21 protein-coding genes are annotated in these 19,649 nt (G+C 37.4%); 6 read left to right on the top strand and 15 right to left on the bottom strand.

The window, feature by feature from the left end:
• Positions 1–144 precede the first annotated feature (144 nt).
• Both dprA and V6R96_RS02560 read right to left on the bottom strand, forming a co-directional pair.
• Positions 145–1,254 (bottom strand): DNA-processing protein DprA, encoded by a 1,110-nt coding sequence (dprA, locus tag V6R96_RS02565; RefSeq protein ID WP_336377903.1) that lies wholly within the window; start codon positions 1,252–1,254, stop codon positions 145–147.
• Positions 1,255–1,469: 215 nt separating this feature from the next.
• Positions 1,470–2,237 (bottom strand): rhomboid family intramembrane serine protease, encoded by a 768-nt coding sequence (locus tag V6R96_RS02560; RefSeq protein WP_111954239.1) that lies wholly within the window; start codon positions 2,235–2,237, stop codon positions 1,470–1,472.
• 254 nt (positions 2,238–2,491) lie between these two features.
• Here V6R96_RS02560 and V6R96_RS02555 point away from each other — a divergent pair, with 254 nt between their 5' ends.
• A complete protein-coding gene (locus V6R96_RS02555) occupies positions 2,492–3,418 on the top strand; it encodes a DUF3078 domain-containing protein (RefSeq protein WP_111954241.1) in 927 nt (308 codons plus the stop codon).
• A 226-nt stretch (positions 3,419–3,644) separates the two neighbouring features.
• The gene (locus V6R96_RS02550) at positions 3,645–4,565 is read left to right on the top strand and encodes a DUF3078 domain-containing protein (protein WP_336377902.1); all 921 of its coding nucleotides are present in this window, start codon (positions 3,645–3,647) and stop codon (positions 4,563–4,565) included.
• A gap of 210 nt (positions 4,566–4,775) precedes the next feature.
• Here the strand turns inward: V6R96_RS02550 and sufD are convergent, their stop codons facing one another.
• The 5 genes from sufD to V6R96_RS02525 form a co-directional block, all read right to left on the bottom strand.
• A complete protein-coding gene (sufD, locus tag V6R96_RS02545) occupies positions 4,776–6,083 on the bottom strand; it encodes a Fe-S cluster assembly protein SufD (protein ID WP_174772313.1) in 1,308 nt (435 codons plus the stop codon).
• Positions 6,084–6,199: 116 nt separating this feature from the next.
• Positions 6,200–6,943: a Fe-S cluster assembly ATPase SufC gene (sufC, locus tag V6R96_RS02540; RefSeq protein ID WP_111954245.1), complete on the bottom strand. Its 744-nt coding sequence runs from the start codon at positions 6,941–6,943 to the stop codon at positions 6,200–6,202.
• Between the two features lie 18 nt (positions 6,944–6,961).
• Positions 6,962–7,465: a GNAT family N-acetyltransferase gene (locus V6R96_RS02535; protein ID WP_336377901.1), complete on the bottom strand. Its 504-nt coding sequence runs from the start codon at positions 7,463–7,465 to the stop codon at positions 6,962–6,964.
• A gap of 7 nt (positions 7,466–7,472) precedes the next feature.
• On the bottom strand, positions 7,473–8,921 hold the full coding sequence (gene sufB / locus V6R96_RS02530) for a Fe-S cluster assembly protein SufB (protein WP_111954249.1): 1,449 nt from the start codon (positions 8,919–8,921) through the stop codon (positions 7,473–7,475).
• A 72-nt stretch (positions 8,922–8,993) separates the two neighbouring features.
• On the bottom strand, positions 8,994–9,323 hold the full coding sequence (locus V6R96_RS02525) for an iron-sulfur cluster assembly accessory protein (RefSeq protein ID WP_111954251.1): 330 nt from the start codon (positions 9,321–9,323) through the stop codon (positions 8,994–8,996).
• Between the two features lie 145 nt (positions 9,324–9,468).
• On the opposite strand from V6R96_RS02525, the gene V6R96_RS02520 reads away from it, so the two are divergent.
• Positions 9,469–10,311, top strand: a complete 843-nt coding sequence (locus tag V6R96_RS02520; RefSeq protein WP_336377900.1) for a GLPGLI family protein — start codon at positions 9,469–9,471, stop codon at positions 10,309–10,311.
• Positions 10,312–10,365: 54 nt separating this feature from the next.
• Here the strand turns inward: V6R96_RS02520 and V6R96_RS02515 are convergent, their stop codons facing one another.
• Positions 10,366–11,223 (bottom strand): neutral zinc metallopeptidase, encoded by an 858-nt coding sequence (locus V6R96_RS02515; protein ID WP_223558011.1) that lies wholly within the window; start codon positions 11,221–11,223, stop codon positions 10,366–10,368.
• 77 nt (positions 11,224–11,300) lie between these two features.
• On the opposite strand from V6R96_RS02515, the gene V6R96_RS02510 reads away from it, so the two are divergent.
• The 3 genes from V6R96_RS02510 to V6R96_RS02500 are packed head-to-tail and all read left to right on the top strand — an operon-like array spanning position 11,301 to position 13,078.
• The gene (locus V6R96_RS02510) at positions 11,301–11,621 is read left to right on the top strand and encodes a hypothetical protein (RefSeq protein WP_336377899.1); all 321 of its coding nucleotides are present in this window, start codon (positions 11,301–11,303) and stop codon (positions 11,619–11,621) included.
• On the top strand, positions 11,621–11,947 hold the full coding sequence (locus V6R96_RS02505) for a hypothetical protein (protein WP_111954263.1): 327 nt from the start codon (positions 11,621–11,623) through the stop codon (positions 11,945–11,947). Before V6R96_RS02510 ends, V6R96_RS02505 begins: the two co-directional genes overlap by 1 nt.
• A gap of 3 nt (positions 11,948–11,950) precedes the next feature.
• A complete protein-coding gene (locus tag V6R96_RS02500) occupies positions 11,951–13,078 on the top strand; it encodes a glutathionylspermidine synthase family protein (RefSeq protein ID WP_336377898.1) in 1,128 nt (375 codons plus the stop codon).
• On the opposite strand, the gene V6R96_RS02495 is transcribed toward V6R96_RS02500, so the two are convergent.
• The 7 genes from V6R96_RS02495 to V6R96_RS02465 form a co-directional block, all read right to left on the bottom strand.
• Positions 13,068–15,146, bottom strand: a complete 2,079-nt coding sequence (locus V6R96_RS02495) for a sulfatase-like hydrolase/transferase (protein WP_336377897.1) — start codon at positions 15,144–15,146, stop codon at positions 13,068–13,070. The genes V6R96_RS02500 and V6R96_RS02495 overlap by 11 nt on opposite strands.
• Positions 15,147–15,364: 218 nt before the next feature.
• Positions 15,365–15,883: a 6,7-dimethyl-8-ribityllumazine synthase gene (gene ribH, locus V6R96_RS02490; protein ID WP_336377896.1), complete on the bottom strand. Its 519-nt coding sequence runs from the start codon at positions 15,881–15,883 to the stop codon at positions 15,365–15,367.
• A gap of 3 nt (positions 15,884–15,886) precedes the next feature.
• Positions 15,887–16,594 (bottom strand): tetratricopeptide repeat protein, encoded by a 708-nt coding sequence (locus V6R96_RS02485; protein ID WP_111954269.1) that lies wholly within the window; start codon positions 16,592–16,594, stop codon positions 15,887–15,889.
• Between the two features lie 87 nt (positions 16,595–16,681).
• Complete coding sequence (locus V6R96_RS02480; protein WP_336377895.1) at positions 16,682–17,653, bottom strand: L-dopachrome tautomerase-related protein; 972 nt, start codon at positions 17,651–17,653, stop codon at positions 16,682–16,684.
• A gap of 124 nt (positions 17,654–17,777) precedes the next feature.
• Entirely contained in the window at positions 17,778–18,410 is a 633-nt protein-coding gene (locus tag V6R96_RS02475; RefSeq protein WP_336377894.1) for a LysE family translocator, read from the bottom strand.
• Between the two features lie 93 nt (positions 18,411–18,503).
• Positions 18,504–19,094, bottom strand: coding sequence for a Crp/Fnr family transcriptional regulator (locus V6R96_RS02470; RefSeq protein ID WP_111954275.1), 591 nt, complete (start codon positions 19,092–19,094; stop codon positions 18,504–18,506).
• A gap of 17 nt (positions 19,095–19,111) precedes the next feature.
• The gene (locus V6R96_RS02465; RefSeq protein WP_223558019.1) at positions 19,112–19,648 is read right to left on the bottom strand and encodes an adenine phosphoribosyltransferase; all 537 of its coding nucleotides are present in this window, start codon (positions 19,646–19,648) and stop codon (positions 19,112–19,114) included.
• Between the last annotated feature and the right edge of the window lies 1 nt (position 19,649).

Here is a 19,649-nt window from a genome sequence, read left to right as displayed (position 1 = left end):
AGATTCACAATACTGTATTTCAACATTGTTAAAAATTAAATAATAATGTTTCGAAATATTATTAAATTGATAATTTGTGATCAAATTTTATTAAAAATTAAAAGTTACGTCTCAAATAATGCAATATTAAGAAATCGTTAATTCTCAAATTGCTAGGAATTGCCTCCCGGAAAATGATTTTACTTTCCCCAAAAGCTCCAATTCTAAAATTATAGGAAGAATTTTATAAGACGGGACCGAAATCATCTGCGCAAGATCGTCCAGAGATACCTGAGGGTGGGCTTTTATTGACTGATATATGCTTTCCTGACTGTCAGTAAGTTGTATATCTGTTTCACTATAGGGAAACAGTTCTGCGACTTTCTCTTTTGAATGATTAAGTCCAACTGAATCTATGAGACTCTTAACGGTGGAAATGGATGCAGCTTTATTCTGGAAAATCAGCTGGTTACACCCTTGGCTGTATAGATCCGTAATCTTTCCGGGAAGGGCGAAAACTTCACGATTATAGTCGTTGGCAAAAGATGCAGTACTTATTGACCCGCCACCAAATCCAGTTTCTACTACTATTGTTGAAGGAGAAATTCCGGCTATGATTCTGTTTCTTTGAATGAAATTTTCCCGGTCCGGTTTTCGTGAAGAATTAAATTCTGTTACTAAAGTACCACCTTCCTGCAGGATTTTTTCAGACAGTTTCCTGTTTTTTGGAGGGTACAGCGTATGAAAGCCATGAGCAAGAACGGCCATGGTAGGGATTTTAACCTGAATAGACTGCTCATGAACCTCTTTATCAACACCAAGAGCTAATCCACTTACGGATATGTATTTAGAGGACTTTGATGCTTCGAAGAAATCTCCGATGAACTCCTTGCCGTAAGAAGTCATATTCCGTGTTCCTACAATGCTGATTTTCTGTAAGGAATCGTCAAAATTTCCTTTTTGATAGAGAATTGCAGGAGCATCATCGCATTCATTAAGCAGATCAGGAAGCTCTTTAAGATGTCGCAGCCTGATTTGGATATTGTTCTTTTCGCAGAATTTAATCTCGTTTTCTGCAAATTTCAGATATTCTTCATTTCCGATATCGGCTACAGTCTTTTTTCCTACGCCATCTGTTTTGCTGAATTCTCTTTTTGCCTTCTTCCAGGCTTCTTCAGCACTTCCAAAGGTCCGGATAAGTTTTTGAAAATTAATGTCTCCTATCAGGCTGCATTCGCGTAGGGCGATTGCATACAGGTGCTCTTCAGTGATCATGTGTGTTTTTTTTCAAATGTAATAAAATAACCCGAGTTGAATATTGTCAGGAAGCCTGAAGTTTGAAGAGGGAAGTTATTGATTACCTAATGAATAGCCATAGGCCAGTTTTTATTACTTTTTTAATAGGGCTCACCAGAACTTTCAATAACTTTCAGAAATACTAAGTCTAATAGTAACTTCCAACCTCCCTTCTCCGAGGTTCCAGTTCCATTTTATTTTTTTCTTAATTCATCCAGATGATCCCAGATATCATCTCTTTTTTTATAAGGCAGTTCCATAAAGTCCTCCGGATGATTTTCTTTGTACTCCTGCCATAGTTTATCGTCTTTTTCGCTGTAATAGTTTGGGAATTCCCAGATATATTTCTTTTTCTTGTCGCCCACATTTTTAAAGGCAAAAGCGATAATACTCCCCACAACAGCTCCTGAAAGGTGGGCCTGCCAAGATATTTTACTCGGTTCCTGAAGATTGTAGAATAATTCCTCCGGAAACATACCCCAGATTAAACTGCCATAATACAGAACTACAAGCAGCGAGATAGTAAGAAGTTTCATATTCCATTTGAAAACTCCGCTGAAGAAGAGGAAGAAGGCAAGGACATATACCACACCGCTGGCTCCAATGGTACAGGTATACATATAATCGCCGGTGAGGATATCTATCGGTGGAAGCAGCCATACCAGCAATCCTGTAGCCAGCCAGCCGATAATAAAGACCTTGTTGGCGACTAAAGGGTAGAACTGGTATAAAAGAAACAGAAGAACAGCTACCGGGATAGAATTGCTTATGATATGATCAATATTTCCATGCAGAAGGGGGGACGTAACGATTCCCAGTAAGCCTTCCGGTAATAGAGGTATTATAGCTCCAAAGCAGCTTTGAAAAAAGCCCTGCATCTGCAGAAAGTAGCCGAACCACATGGCCGAAAGCATCAGCAAGGGGGTTATAACAGCTCTTTTGGAAATTATATTTTTAAACATGTCGATGGTACGTCAAATCAAAAGCCAATGATAAATTTCGGAAATTTTGTCGATGTATTTCAACGAGTAGTGTTTATTTTAAGACAAAAGGTTTGTATTTTAATATTCTAAACCTAATATTTTGACATTGAATGTATTAAACTGGCCTGTTTTTGGATGTTGAAGAGATTTTAATCTGTTTAAGGCTTTTTATAGGCCAATATTCACGTTTAAAAATTATATTAATATTTTTGTAATGAAAATCATGTAAAATAATGAAGAAGTTTTTATTGATTCTTTCCTTTTCTATGGGGATTTATGCAAGTGCACAAGAAGAATTGAAAAAAGATTCAGTAGTCGTAGATACGGTAAAATACTGGTCGGTACTAGGGAAAAATACTCTGATGATCAATCAGGCTGCTTTTTCAAACTGGGTTGGTGGAGGAGCCAACAATGTGGGATGGCTGGCCGGAGTAAATTACAATATAACTTATGAAAAAGATAATGACCTCTGGGAAAATATTATTGCCCTGGATTATGGACAGAATGATACGAAGGGGCTTGGCGTAAGGAAAACACAGGATGTAATGAATGTTTCCACCAATTATGGGCGGAAATTTTCGAATAGCTGGTATTTTTCTGCAGGGGCGGGATTACAGTCACAATTTTATAAAGGATATGAAGACGGGAATAACCCGGCGGCTAAAAAAATATCCAATTTTATGGCTCCCGGTTATCTGAACCTCGGTATGGGTATTACATACAGGCCTAATGACAATCTTACGGTAACCATGCGTCCTATCAACGCCAGATGGACTTTCGTTCTGGATAAAGATTTGCAGTTCGCAGGAAGTTATGGTTTGAAAAATGACGGAGATACTTCACTTTTGCAGTTCGGTTTTCTGGGAACAGCTTTATACAAAGTAAAACTGATGGAGAATATTAATATAACCAATACTGCTTCTGTATTCTCCAATTATCTGGACCATCCGGAACGGCTGGTTCTTGCTTATGGAGCTGTTGTAAACTTCAAAGTCAATAAATTCATATCATCTAATGTCACATTGGATCTGCTGTACGATCATAACCAGATCCAGAAAACGCAGCTGAAGCAAACGCTTGGGATTGGATTTGCCTATACTTTGAATAATGGTGTAAAACGCTCTGACCGTAAAGACAGTCAGTGGTGGATAAAAAAATAGATTATTAAATTCATTCAATAGGAAAGCGCTTCAATATGAGGCGCTTTTTTTTGCAGAAAAATATAATTTTAAGTAGAGATAAGTTCATTTTTGCTTTTCACGTCTATTTCCAAGATGTATTTTGCTGTTTTCTAATGCAATAAATACTAATTTAATATTTCAAATAGGAGTGATTAGTTTTTTAACAAAAATTATATGTATATTTTTGTAACGAAAATCCTTATCTATGAAAAAACTTTTATTGGCCGTTTCCATTTCTGCCGGAATCACCACAATGGCTCAGGAAGTCAAAACTGATGCTGCTAAAACAGATACCGTAAAAGCGTGGTCTGTCCAGGGACAAAATACATTAATGCTCAATCAGGCCGCATTCTCAAACTGGGTTGGTGGAGGAGCCAACAATGTCGGATGGCTTGCCGGAGTTAATTATAACCTTACTTATGAAAAAGGGAAGGATCTCTGGGAAAATATCATCATCCTGGGATACGGGCAGAATAACACAAAAGGCATCGGAACCAGAAAAACACAGGATGTGATTAATCTGTCAACCAATTACGGACGTGAGTTTGCCAAGAACTGGTATCTTTCAGGAGGTATAGGCCTTCAGACGCAATTTGCCGGAGGTTATGAGGACGGAAATAATCCTGATGCCAAAAAGATCTCCAATTTTATGGCTCCGGGATATCTCAATATTGGTGCCGGTGTTACCTATCGCCCCAATGACAATTTTACCATGACACTTCGCCCTGCCAATGCCAGGTGGACATTTGTATTGGACGAAGATCTCCAGACTGCAGGAACTTATGGACTTAAGAATGACGGAGATTCTTCTCTGTTCCAGTTCGGTTTCCTGGGTACGGCTATCTATAAGATCAAGATCATGGAGAATATTAACCTGACCAATACAGCGTCAGTATTTTCAAACTATCTTGACCATCCTGATCATCTGGTCCTTGGGTACAGCGGAATCCTTAATATGAAGATCAACAAGTTTATTTCGACGAATATTACGCTGGATCTGTTATACGACCACAACCAAATCCAAAAAACGCAGCTTAAGCAGACTTTAGGAGTAGGATTTGCGTATAATATCGATAATGGAAAGAAACGTTCCGATAAGAAAGATAATCAGTCCTGGCTGAAATAAATAAGACGGTAGGAAGACAGAAGAGGGAAGCCGGAAGTTACTAGTAGGCTTATAGTTTCTGACAATATAATAAAGGAATTATCTCTTGAAAAGAACAAAAGCTTAGGTTCGACTTGAATAACCTCCGTCTTCAAGCTTCAAACTCCCATCTTACCTAATAAAAAAGCACTTCAGTTCGAAGTGCTTTTTTGGTATCAATTTATATTAGTCTTAAAATTCTATATCAACCTGAAGCTTTTCAGCTAAAAGTTTTGAGATTTTTTCTTTAAGCGGTTCAATGTCGATGTTCTGCATGGCATCATTGGCAAAAGCATATAAAAGCAATGCCTGAGCTTCTTTCTTGGAAATTCCTCTTGCTCTTAAATAAAATAATGCATCTTCATTAAGCTGGCCTACTGTACAGCCGTGAGAACATTTCACATCATCTGCGAAGATCTCCAATTGAGGTTTGGTATCAATGGTTGCTCCTTCACTTAGCAATACATTATTGTTCTGCTGATAGGCATTGGTTTTCTGGGCAATTTTATCTACGAAAACCTTTCCGTTGAAAACACCGTGCGCATTTCCGTCGAAAATACCTTTATAGTTCTGGTAGCTTTCACAGTTCGGGAAATTATGGTGAACTGCTGTATGGTGGTCCACCAGCTGATCTTTTCCAATAATCGTAATCCCGTTCATAAACGAATTGATATTGCTTCCGTTATGAATGAAATCCAGGTTGTTTCTTACCAGTTTTCCTCCGAAAGAGAAAGTATTGACAGTAGTTAAACTATCTTTTTCCTGTCTTGCAAAAGTGCTGTCGATCAGATAAGATGTATTGTTGTCATTCTGAAGCTTATGCCAGTCTGCTTTTGCATTGGGATACGTAAAGATTTCCGTCACAGAATTCGTCAGTACATACGTACTGTCAAAATTATGGTGACTTTCTATAACCTCAACTTTTGCTCCTTCTTCTACAATCAGTAAGTTTCTTGTATTGTAGAATGTGTTTTCTTCCTGATTTTGAGAGATGTAGAAAATATGGATCGGTTTTTCGATCACTACATTTTTCGGAACTTTTAGGAAGAAACCATATTTGCAATAGGCAAGATTTAAGTTCGTAAAAGCAGTGTCTTTAGAAGCAATGGTATTGAAATACCTATCAAATACTTCCTTATGTTTTTCATCATTCAACGCATAGTTAAATGAAAGAAATTCTACATTCTCAATAGAAACTTTTGAAAGTTCTTTATGAAGTTTACCATTTACAAAAACGATCCAGTCAAAATTCTCTTCACCTAAATGCAGCTGATCCAGCTGTTCTTTGGTAATATTATGACTTTCCTTAGGGAAAAAATTATAGTTTTTCTCTGTGATCTCTTTGATGCTGGTATATTTATATTCTTCGTCTTTTTTTGTCGGAAAACCTAAGTTTTCGAAATTCTGAAGAGCAGTTTTTCTATCTTCATCCAGAAATCTGTGACGAAGGCTCTCCAAAAATTCACCGTGATTGTCAATAATCTGATCGTATAAAGCCATTACTGATATTTCGGCCATCACACCTTATTTTATATATTTGAAATAATACTATTTACTGCGGTTTTTCCGCATCTTCAGAAAGGATTGATAAAATCCCCGCTGAAAAGAGTTGCTTCTTAGTTAAGAAGCCAATCGTACCCTTTTTCTTCAAGTTCTAAAGCAAGAGATTTATCACCGGTTTTGATGATTTTTCCATTGGCAAGAACGTGAACAAAGTCAGGCTGGATATAGTTAAGCAATCTCTGATAGTGAGTGATCAGAAGAACTGCATTTCCTTCGTTTTTAAAAGTGTTTACACCGTCTGCAACAATTCTTAATGCATCAATGTCTAATCCTGAATCTGTTTCATCAAGAATAGCCAGTTTAGGATTAAGCATCATCATCTGGAAGATCTCATTTCTTTTCTTTTCACCTCCGGAGAAACCTTCGTTCAGTGATCTTGAAAGGAAATCTTTTTTTATACCTAATTGCTCGGATTTTTCACGGATAAGGGCAAGCATTTCTTTTGCCGGCATTTCCTCCAGTCCGTTTGCTTTTCTTGTTTCGTTTAAAGCAGCTTTAATGAAGTTCGTTACAGAAACTCCCGGAATTTCCACTGGATACTGGAAAGAAAGGAAGATCCCTTTATGCGCTCTGTCTTCAGGAGCATCTTCGCCGATGTTTTCTCCCTGAAAAAGAATTTCACCTTCCGTTACCTCATACTCCTCTTTTCCTGCAATCACAGAAGAAAGAGTAGATTTTCCAGCTCCGTTAGGTCCCATGATGGCATGAACTTCTCCCGGTTTTATTTCAAGATTAATACCTTTTAAAATTTCTGCGCCATCTTCAATTTTGGCGTGCAAGTTTTTTATTTCTAACATTTTTATTTGCTAAACAAATTATTTTTGAATTCTATATACTAAACTTTCAGGCTGACCGGGAACATCATTAAGCTTTCCTATACGTATCATACCTGCCTTTTCCAAAACTTTAACAGAAGCTATATTGTCAGGACGAACAATTCCAAATATATCTTCTTTACTGATACTGGTAAATCCAAATTCTATAGCTTTCTTTGTGAACTCTGTTGCATATCCTTTTCCCCATGCTTCAACAGCAAAGCGATATCCGAGATTTAGTTTTTCTTCCTCTCCATACATTTTATAGCTCAAGCCTCCAAAGCCAATAATACTCTTGTTTTCTTTTGCTATAATGGTCCAGCCTCCAAAATTATATTGATCCCAATGTTCCTGCATCCTTTTGAATGTACCTTCTGCTTTTTCAATGTTCATTGGTCCACTTGGGTTATACAGATTGGTCTGTGGATCTCTGTTAATTTCAAAAAACCTTTCAAAATCATCATTTTCAGGTTTTCTTAAAATTAGGTTTTCTGTAGTTTCCATCCTCAAATTATCCAACAGAACCCTCAAGAGAAATCTCCAATAATTTCTGAGCCTCAATTGCAAATTCCATTGGAAGCTTATTCAATACTTCTTTACTGAAACCATTTACAATCAATGCAATAGCTCTTTCTGTATCAATACCCCTCTGGTTGCAGTAGAAGATCTGATCTTCTCCAATTTTTGAAGTAGTAGCTTCATGTTCCAGCTGGGCAGTAGGATCTTTGATTTCAATATAAGGGAAGGTATGCGCACCGCATTCATTACCCATCAACAGGGAATCACACTGGGAGAAGTTTCTTGCTCCTTTTGCTGAAGGCATTACTTTTACCAGTCCTCTGTATGAATTCTGAGATTTTCCTGCAGAAATACCTTTTGAAATGATCGTAGATCTGGTATTTTTCCCAATATGAATCATTTTTGTTCCCGTATCTGCATATTGGTGATTGTTGGTCACCGCAATAGAGTAGAACTCCCCAATAGAATTGTCTCCTTTCAGGATACAAGACGGATATTTCCATGTTACGGCAGATCCTGTTTCAACCTGCGTCCAGGAGATTTTTGCATTTTTCTCGCAAAGTCCTCTTTTTGTTACAAAATTGAACACCCCACCTTTTCCTTCTTCATTACCCGGATACCAGTTTTGAACAGTAGAATATTTAATTTCGGCATTATCCATTGCAATCAATTCAACAACAGCTGCGTGAAGCTGGTTTTCGTCTCTTGATGGGGCAGTACAGCCTTCAAGGTAAGATACATAACTTCCTTCGTCAGCAATCACAAGCGTTCTTTCGAACTGGCCTGTTCCTGCCTGGTTGATACGGAAATAAGTTGAAAGCTCCATCGGGCATCTTACACCTTTTGGAATATAGCAGAAACTTCCGTCAGAAAATACTGCGGAATTCAGTGCTGAATAAAAATTATCTCCTCTTGGAACTACTTTTCCAAGGTATTTTCTTACTAGATCAGGATGGTTTTTAATAGCTTCTGAAATAGAACAGAAAATAATTCCTTTTTCCATTAAGGTATCCTGGAAAGTGGTTTTCACAGAAACGGAATCCATTACGATATCTACTGCAACTCCTGAAAGTCTTTTTTGTTCTTCGATATTGATTCCTAATTTTGCAAAAGTGGCCAACAATTCGGGATCTACCTCATCTAAGCTCTCCAATTCTGGTTTCGCTTTCGGTGCGGCATAATATTTAATAGCCTGAAAATCAGGTTTTTCATATTTGATGTTTGCCCAGGTAGGTTCTGCCATTTTCAGCCAGATTCTGAAAGACTCCAGACGCCATTCTGTCATCCATTCCGGCTCCTCTTTTTTCGCGGAGATCGCACGGACAATATCTTCGTTTAAACCGATTGGAAACTCTTCATAATCGATCTTCGTTTCCCACCCGAATTCATATTTTTTATTTTCTAGATCGACTCTTAAATCGTCTTCAGTATATTTACTCATTGTTTTTTTAATTTCAGATATTAGACTTAAAATCTCAGAAACAGGTCTGATATCCAGTGTCTAATGTCTTTTCTATAAAGAAAAACTCTCTCCACAACCACACGTTCTGGATGCATTAGGATTGTTAAAAACAAACCCCTTTCCGTTTAATCCTCCTGAGTATTCAAGAGTTGTTCCTGCTAAATAGAGGATAGATTTTTTATCTACAACAATTTTGATTTCATTATCTTCAAAAACCTGATCTGCATCTGTTTTTTTATTGTCGAAACCCAAAACATATTCTAAACCAGAGCATCCTCCACTTTTTACCCCTACTCTTATATAATCCTCAGCAGCGTTGAAACCATCCTCTGTCATCAACTGAATGGCTTTTGCTTTTGCTTGATCTGATACTTTTATCATTGTATTTATTTAGAATGATTTAATTATGCAAAAATACGTACAATAATTAGGAAATAAAAATCCGGAATTTTATTTTATCGATTTTTATTATTGATGGCTTAACTTTGTTAACCTTTTGAAATCCAAACAATAAATTTATTCTATAATGAAAAAAATTGGCATCATTGCTTTAGCGCTGTTTATGCAGCATATTTCTGCACAGAACAACCGGTTTGTATATCAGGTTACCATGAAACCGGATGCAGAAAATAAAAGCGATATTAAAACTGAAAATGCATATTTAGATATTTCCGCAGAAAAGTCTCTTTTTTATTCAGAAAACAGATATAAGAGAGATTCTATCCTGCAGAAAGCTTTCCAGGGCGGAGGAGGCAGAGGTTCCGTGAGCAGGGAGCAGATGGAAGGGGTAAGAACCAATATCAATTATTCTGTAGAAAAAGATAAGGTCAGCCAAAAGACCTACTTTAAGGACAGAATAGGCAGGGACGTCTACGTTTATGAGGAAGACCGTCCTTTGAACTGGAAAATTTCTTCTGAAACCACTAAGATTGGAGATTATAAAGTTCAGAAAGCAACAACAGATTTTGCCGGAAGAACATGGACGGCCTGGTTTACTACAGATCTGCCTTATCAGGATGGGCCATATAAGTTTGGAGGGCTTCCTGGGCTGATTGTGAAAGCAGAGGATGATAAAGGTGATTATTCTTTTGATTTAATGAAGAATTATAAAATTGCTGAAATCGTAACTTTGAACCAGTTTGGAAATACTTTGAAAGTAAAAAGATCGGATTACCTGAAGCAGCAGGAAAAATTTAAAACAGATCCGATGTCATTCATGCAGAGTGGCGGTGGAGGAGGCTTTCCTGCGCCACCGAGAGCTGGCGGAGGAAGAGGTGGAAATCAGAATCCAGTTGATATGAGGAAGAGAATGGAAGAGAGAGTGAAAGAGGAAGCGAAGAAAAACAGCAACCCGATTGAACTGCAATAAAAAAATAACCCCTGGAGAATTTCTTCAGGGGTTTTTAATTATATAAAGAAGGATTTATTTTAAAAGTTGATTAAAAGTATCTCCCTGTTTGATGTCTCCGGTATTATACCCTTTCATAAACCATTCTTTACGCTGTGCAGATGATCCATGGGTAAAGCTCTCCTGATTAACGTAACCCTGAGATCTTTTCTGGATATTGTCATCGCCTACGGCTTCAGCTGCTTCTATGGCAGACTGAATATCACCCGGTTCCAGGATATGTTCCCTGCTGTCTGTCTGCTTAGCCCAAACACCCGCATAGAAATCTGCCTGTAGCTCTGTAGCTACTGAAACCCTGTTTAAATCTGCTTCAGAATATCTTCCGCTTCTTCTTAAGGCATCTACTTTCTGAGTAGTTCCTAAAAGGGTTTGCACATGGTGACCCATTTCGTGAGCCATTACATAAGCAATGGAAAATTCCGTAACCTGTGCGCCAAACTGCTGTTGAAGCTCTTTAAAGAAGCTCATATCCATATAAACCTTTTGATCCGCAGGACAGTAAAAAGGTCCCATGGCAGCTTGGGCTGTTCCGCAGCCGGATTGCGTTGTACTTTCAAATAAGACAACTACGGCAGGTTGATATTGCATTCCGTTTTCAGCAAAAATTTTAGTCCAGGTCTGCTCATTTTCGGCAGTGACCATCTTAACAAATTCACGGATTTGAAGCTCATTGGCACTTAATTCTCTCTGTTCGGTGGGAGTAGAACTGCCTCCTCCGGAAGAAAGTAAAGATGAAGGGTCTCCGCCCAAAAAGAATATAATTGCGGCAATGATCAGGGTTCCCAATCCACCACCTACAAGAGCGCCTCCGCCACCTCCGCCGGATCCTCGTCGGTCGTCTACGTTGTCGCTTCTATCGTCTGTCCATTTCATAACAAATTTTTTTTGCCCTGTAAATTTAAAATAATATCATTACTAAATTACTACTTTTGTGAAAAATTACAGCCGACGTGAAAAAAATTAAACTTTGCCTGTTATCAGTTGGGATCATGGCACTTACAGCATGTAAAAAAGAAAAAGAAGATGAAGTAAACAGTGTAGATAAGACTGGCTCTATTGAAACAGTACTTTCTGTTGAGCACCTGGATACTGCTGATGTTCTTATTACTAAACACAAGATCTGGAAAAATAAAAAGCTTTTTAAAGAGATCGTTAAAAAAGATACCATTCCTGCTTTGGGCGACACTCTTGTAGGAGGAGAAGACAGTGACGGCTATAACCATATTGCCAAAACGAAAAAAGACTATGAATTTTTTATAACGGTTCAATAATGAAAAAGTCAAGTTCTATTAAATTACTTTTCGTAACGGGTGTATTGGCTGCCTGTTCCCAGGAGAAGCCTAAAGAGAAAGCCGAAAAGAAAGTCTATATGAGGTCCGACACTACAGCTTCTTACACGAGGAGTCATGGTTTTTTGACGGGAGTCCTTCTTTATCATGCGTTCAGACCGTATGGTGCTTATAGCTATGGATCTTATCAGAAGGCCGGTTATTACAGTGATGCGATAAGCAGCAAATCCAATATCGGAAGAAATAATTTCAAAGGAAATGTAGTAAGAGGGCAATTGGGAAGAAGCGGTTTCAGTGCATCATCATAAAATATGGAAAGAATTCAATCACAGTTCAGAAAAAACTGGCAGCATAAACTAGAGAATCTTGGTTTCGGGTATCACTCCCTGGATGGCCTTTATTGGGATGAAAGTCATTATTACCAGTTTAGCACAGAAGAAATTAATACAATAGAAAAGGCTACTGCAGAACTCTGGCAGATGTGCCTGGAGGCGGTGGATCATATCATTGAAAAAAATCTTTGGGAAAAGTTTAATATTCCTGACTGGTTCCGGAATTATATCGTTACAAGCTGGGAAGAAGATCATCCTTCTATCTATGGAAGATTTGATTTTGGTTTTGACGGAAAAAATTTAAAGCTGCTGGAATTTAATGCTGACACGCCGACTTCACTATATGAAGGTTCGGTGATACAATGGTACTGGCTTCAGGAGCTGTTTCCTTATAAAGATCAGTTTAATTCCATTCATGAGAAACTAGTAGATTACTGGAAGCATCTTAAAAATTACATGAACCCGCATCATATTTATTTTGCTTCTCTTACCAATATTGAAGATGTTACCAATGTGGAATACATGCGTGACTGTGCTTCTCAGGCAGGATTCGATACGGAATTTATTCCTGTTCAGGATATTGGCTGGGCTGAGGATATTTCTGAATTCATTGCAGCTGACCGGTCGATCATGGAATATATTTTCAAGCTTTATCCTTACGAATGGATTCTTGCAGACGGTTTTGGAGAAAAACTTGTAAAAAACGGGTTCAGATCGCAATGGATTGAGCCTGCATGGAAAATTTTACTTTCATCCAAAGCTCTTCTTCCAATCCTTTGGGAGATGTATCCCAATCATCCTTACCTGTTGGAATCTTATTTTGAACCGAAACATCTGAAAGATTTTGCTAAAAAGCCTGTTTATTCCAGAGAGGGAGCCAATGTAATTTTGTATAAAAATAATATTCCTGTTGAGGAAAATGATGGTGTATATGGTAAAGAAGGTTTTATTTACCAGCAATTATTTGATCTTCCCAATTTTGATGGCAATTATCCGGTGATTGGCAGCTGGGTAATAGGGCAGGAGCCTGCCGGTATCGGGATCAGGGAAAGTGTTCACCTGATCACCAATAACCAGAGCCGTTTTGTTCCTCACCTTATCGGTTAAGTTTCTTTTCTTTAAGCCAGAATGATGTGGACTGATAGGCGGAAATAGCATCATTAACGAGTTTCTGCTCAGGCTTCTTGATCAGCTTTTCATCATAATAGAGTTTGAATTCAGGGGCAAGGCTGCTGGATTCAAGCTGTAAAGAATACTGTTTTACTTTTTTAACCGGTGAAATGATTGTTAAATGTCCATCTTTTACCAAACCGAGGTCCTGATAAGTGGCTATATAAGCTTTTGGCTGGAATTCTTTTTTGAAGACATCCTGACCAAGGAATTTGGATTTATAATTGAAATTCAGCAGTCCGAAAAGGGTAGGCATAATATCTATCTGAGACATCAGCTTATCAAACTTCTGAGGCTGGATAAAGTCTTCTGAAAAAATCATCGCCGGAATTCTGTATTTGTCCATAGGAAGTTCTGTTTTCCCTGCACTGGATGCGCAATGATCGGCAATGATCACGAAGACCGTGTTTTTGTACCAGTCCTGTTTTTTAGCCATTTCAAAGAACATTCTAAGTGAATAATCAGTGTATTTTACCCCTCCGTCACGGGATTTTGCTGTTCCTGGAATATCAATCCTTCCGTCAGGATACGTAAAAGGCCTGTGGTTGGAAACCGTCATCCAATGATTGAAAAAAGGTTTGCCGGATTTGGCCTCAGCATTCATGGTCTGAATTGCTTTTTTAGCCATATCTTCATCGGCAACGCCCCAGACATTGGCAAAGGTGGTTTCTTCGGGTTTAAAATTGTTTCTGTCAACAATATCATAACCGTTTCCGGCAAAGAAGTCCTGCATATTATCGAAATAGCTGTAACCTCCGTACAGGAATTTCACATCATATCCTTTGGATTTGAATACACTTCCTGTTGTAAATTTATTTTTATTATCATCTCTTTTTATAACACTTTCCCCTGCAGTGGGAGGAATGCACAATGTTAAAGCTTCAAGTCCCCTTACGGTTCTGTTTCCGGTGGCATAAAGATTGGTAAACATGATCGAGCGGTCTGCCAGGCTGTCCAGGAAAGGAGTAATCTTTAAAGTACCCCCATAATGTTCCATAAAATCGGCGGATAAGCTTTCTATAGAGATGAGAACTACATTTTTTTTAAGCTCCGGCTGTTCTGCAATTACATTTCTTGGTAATGAAGGTTCGGAATATTGACTCAAAAAGTTCTTTTCAGCTTCTTTCTGTGCGATTTGCGGATAAAACTGAAAATAATCCAGCTCGTTGTGGGTGAAGGCCCAGTAGAATTTGGGAAGACCATTGCTTTCGATCTCATCAGCAAAAACATTGTCTGAACGGATCTGCATTAAAGAAGATACTCCTAAAATACTGAGGCTGACCATAACAATAAAAGTTCCCAGCAATACCATTTTTTGCTTAAAATCGGGCAGTTCCAGCAGCTGATCTTTTGTTTTTTTATAGATGAACCATGTAATGGCTAAAGTAATAATAAGAATTGCAGAAAACAGGGGAACAACCGGATAGCTTTCCATGATGTTTCCAATGACCTCATTGGTGTATATCAAATAATCTACCGCAATGAAGTTATAGCGTACCCCGAACTCATTATAGAAAAAGTATTCACTTACAGCGTTAAAGATAATGAGAAGAACATACAGCAACAGTGTGATGAAATACAGAACATTCCGGATCCTGATCCTTTTTGAAGGGAGAAAAAGCATCAAACCAAATAAAATGGTTTTGAGTCCTACAAAAGCTAAGGCGACTTCTGATATAGAGCCTCCATACTGGTTGAAAATATTATTCGGAATGAGCAGAATGTATAGAAAAAACAGTACTAAAGCTCCAAAAATAATATATCCATACGGCTTATTATATTTTGAATTGGATAGAAATAAAAAGTAAACGGCCAATAATGTACTGGCTAAAATAAAAACAAAAATATCATTCAACAGGCCGATTGACAGGACTTTTATGATCTCAAAAAATCCGAAAGTGGCCGTAGTGATTGGATGAAATAAAAACACGATCCGTACAATAAGCGAAATGATAAGATAGAAGATCCCTAAATATAAGAATGGTTTTATTTTACTTGAAAACATGTACGTTAGATTAATTTCCGCAAAGATAGTTTTTGTATATAACTTTTAATGAAAAAAAATGGAAACATACTATTTCTTATCATTTTTTTGAATTATTAATGAAGATTTAACGTATTATGTAGTGAATGATTGGTAATATAAAAAGTAATGGTAGGCTGAATATCAATAAAAAAGGACTATTTAAAATAGTCCTGTATACTGTTAAGATGTATTAAAGATTAAGGATGCCCGAAACCGATGTTTCCTTTTTTATCAGAAAGATTCTTTTTAAAATCGATCATTCTCAAAGCGGTTACAGCTGCTTCTACACCTTTATTTCCCAGGTCTCCACCGCTTCTGGCAATGGACTGTTCTTTATTATCATCGGTCAGAACGCAGAAAATAGTAGGAGTGTCCGTTAAGACATTGCAGTCTTTAATTCCCTGTGCCACTGCTGAACAAACAAAATCAAAGTGAGGGGTTTCGCCGCGGATTACACACCCGATAGCAATTACTGCGTCGTATTTTCTTTCTTTGCAGAGCTGCATGCTTGCATAGTTGAGCTCAAAAGCACCCGGAACCGGAAAAAGCTTAATGTTTTCTGGTTTTACCCCTTCTTTTTCTAAAATTTCAAGGGCTGCATCACGAAGATTGTAAGTTACAAAATCATTCCACTCAGAAAAAACAATGCCGATAGAAAATTCTTCGGCATTTGTTATATGAAGTGGCTTGTAATCGGAAAGATTAACTGTTGCCATTTTTTAAAAGTATTTAGTCATTTCAATATAAGAATCAGACATTCCGTTATCATAGTCCTGGTATTTCTCGTCAATTGCAGAGAAATATTTTTTAGCTTCTGCATTTTTCTTTAATCCTAATGCTACAATACCTGCTTTTCTTGTGAAATAGTAAGTGGTATAAGGATCATCAGAAGCAGTTGACGCTTTGTCTAATAAGGAAAGAGCTTCATCGTTTTTGTTAAGACCTGATTTTGCATCTGCCATAGCACCGAATTTCAATGCCATTAATGTTTTGTTGTCAGATGAAAATTTATCTAAAAGATCGTAAGCTTCCTGGAATTTTCCTTCTTTGAATTTTAATAAACCTGCGTTATAAGCAGAAAGTTCACCAACCTTCGTATTCGAATATTCGTTATATGTTCCTATAAAACCTGGATTAGCTGCAGATTTTCCGCCTAAAGCTTCTTTATCTTTACCTTCCGTCTGTTTTTTCTGAGCAGCGAGGAAACTTTTTACAGCTTCAACATTCTTAGGAGCCACTACAAACTGTTTGTAAGCAAAGAATCCTAAAACACCCAAAACCAGTACCCCGAATACAATACCCAATTGCTTGGAGTATTTCTCAAGGAATCTTTCAGTGTTTAAAGCTTCTCTGTCAAGGTCTTTGAAGAACTCAACCGTTTCTTTACCTTCTTGCTCATTTGGAGCATTCTTTCCCAATTTTGCCATAAATTTTTAAAAATTGAAATGCAAATTTAATTGTTTCTGAATGATTTACAAAATACTTTGTGAGTATTATTGTTATTCCCGGAAAAATTATTCTGTTTTATTATAAAATTTCAATCTGAAGATTTTATATTTTGTCCTTTTTTCTTTTGGTAAATGGATCTGTGAGATGGTGAAATATAAATTTCCGGCCTTATCGAAGGCAAAAGAATCCGGCCATTTTATTTCCGGGTCGCTGATGATTTCTGATAAAATTCTGTTTTTATCAATTCTGCTGATGGCATTTTTCTCTAAACTGCTTAGATACAAATTTCCCTTTTTGTCAAATATGATTCCATCATTGGCCGTACTTTCTGCATACTTCTCTACTGTTGCCTGAAGTGAACTATCGGGGAGATTTTTATTCAGTAGCGATGATATCGGTATTCTGTATATGTTTTTGCCCATAAGTGCGCAGTAATAGAGATGTTTTTTATCAGGATCTATCGCAATTCCGTCAGAATGTACCGGATGTTTTCTTTCATATCCTTCTATTACTATTTTATTTACTTCCGCAAGTGTGGAATGGTGATTGGAAAGTACTCGCCTTACATCAGCAGTTATCATATCCAAAATCACAATTCCGCCAACCTGCGAATCGGTAAAATAAACGGAATGATTTTGATTATCAATCCTGAAATCATTTAAATAAGCTTTTGGGCTGATCTTCTCAACAGATAATGTGTATTTTACTTTTAGATTATTATTTCGTAGATCAAAACAATATAAAAAGGCTCCTTGGGTTGCATCTGTCTTTAAGTCATATCCCGTGTCTAAAATCCACAGCTGGTTAAGTTCGTCAATGTAAACACTTTGGACACAGATAAACTGATTTTTGCTGCCTGCATTTTCATTCCATCGGTTCCATGCTGCATCCGGAAACGGGATGGTTTTTCCGTTAATGATTTCTGCCACTGAAACGGGAGTGTCTGCAGACCATCTTGGAAAACTCACAAAAACACGATTGTTCTTTGAAATGGCAATTCCTGTCCATTGGTTTTTGCTTTCTGCAAAAAGACTCATATGAACTTTTGGTGAAATGGGATTAATTTTTTTTTCTGGCAGCCCACTGCTGCATGTATAAATAATACAAAAACAAGGATTATATTTTTCATGGAGAAGATATTTATGTAAATAATTGAAAATACTATATGCCTGTAAAAGCCATTTTTATTGCTAATGCCATTAAAATACCGGCAATGGCCCAGTTCTGGACCTTTATCAGTTTTGGATTTTTACTCAGCCTTATCTTTGATTTCGAGGCACTGAAAATAATCAGAGAATTTATTAAAAGACTGATTGTAATAAAGATGGAGCCCAAAAGTAAAAACTGATGTCCTATGTCTCCGGATTTCGGATCCAGGAACTGTGAAAATACAGAAACAAAAAACAATGCCACTTTAGGGTTTGAAATGGTGGTTAGCAAGCCTATGGCAAATAATTTTTGCGGCTTATCTTTTATCAAACCTTTGTGTGATTTTGTGCTGTCAAAAGAAGGGACTCGTACGGCCTGATAAGCAAGATAAATCAAGTATAGGGCACCGGATAGCTTTAGTATATGAAACAATAAAGGAAATGTAAAAAGTGCGGCTGAAAGTCCGAATGAGGATAACAGGATGTAAAAAAGATCACCTGTAACAATTCCAAGCAGAGAAATCATTCCTGCTTTTTGCCCTTGCAGTAAGGAGCGGGAAATCAGATACAGCATTGTCGGGCCTGGAATAATGATCAGCACTATAACAGACAATGAAAAATAAATAAGTTGAGTAATCGGTAACATGTATAAACTAAATTGTATTAAAATTGAATACAAAGATCAGTTTATAGCATTGCAGGTAAAAGGAGCAAAATCACAATTATTTTGTGATGTATCTCACAATCTGGAATTTAAACGGCTTAAAGATTCTCTTGAAACTCCCAGATAGGAAGCAATTATGGTTTTTGATACTCGTTGAAAAAGATCCGGGTACTGTGAAAGAAGAATTTCGTAGCGTTCTTTTATATTATTTGACAGAAAGGAAAGCATCCTTTTTTGTAAGGCAACAAATCCGCTATTCGCTTTTTTCCTGAAAAAATATTCTACTTTCTGCAGTTCAGAACAAAGCTTTTCCCGGTTTTCGTAGGACAGGCAATATAATTCGGAGTCTTCCAGGCAGTCAACATTTACAATAGCCTGTGTTTGGGTAAAGTAAGCCTGATAATCGGTGATCCACCAGTTTTCCATTGCAAACTGAATGATATGCTCTTTTTCTTTCTCATCTATAAAGGTTGCTTTCAGTAACCCTTTTTTTACCCAGTAGGAATGATGTACATGATCGCCGGTCTGTATAAGAAACTGATGTTTTTTTAATTTTTTTACAGTGAAGTAAGAAAGTATGGACGCAAATTCTTCATCAGTTAAATGAATGAGTTCTTCAAAATGCGCCCTCAGTTCTTGTGCATCGGAAATTTTGATTGAACTCATATTTTCCTGATTATCATTTAGAATTCTAAAATATGATAGATCTCGGCATTGAACTTTTTCAGTTTTTCATCCCCGTTCAAACCTTTCAGACCAATAAGGAAACTGAATTGGGAAACAGTTGCCCCTTGTTTTTCCACGAGTTTTGCTGCAGCTTCTGTAGTTCCTCCTGTAGCCAATAAATCGTCATGGATAAGAATTCTTTGTCCCGGCTTTATCTGCCCTTCACGGGTTTCGATGATAGCACTTCCATATTCTAGGTCATAATTTTCTGAAATAATGGGTGGCGGTAGCTTCCCTGCTTTTCTGATCAGGATAAAAGGAACTTCCAGTGCTACTGCAATGGCAATTCCGAACAGGTAGCCTCTGCTTTCTATTCCGCATACGGCATCTATTTTTCCTTTGCTGAAAGCGACAAGGTCTGCAATGACTTCTTCATATAGCTTTGGATTCAGGAAAATGGGTGAAATATCCTTGAACTGAATTCCCGGGATAGGAAAATCAGGAACATTTTCAATAGTTTCTTCCAGTTTTTTAATCAGTTCTTGTGAAGCCATT

This window comes from Chryseobacterium sp. CCNWLW53, from assembly GCF_037083525.1.
Taxonomy (GTDB): Bacteria; Bacteroidota; Bacteroidia; order Flavobacteriales; family Weeksellaceae; genus Chryseobacterium; species Chryseobacterium lathyri.
This window is presented reverse-complemented; position numbering and strand designations above follow the sequence as displayed.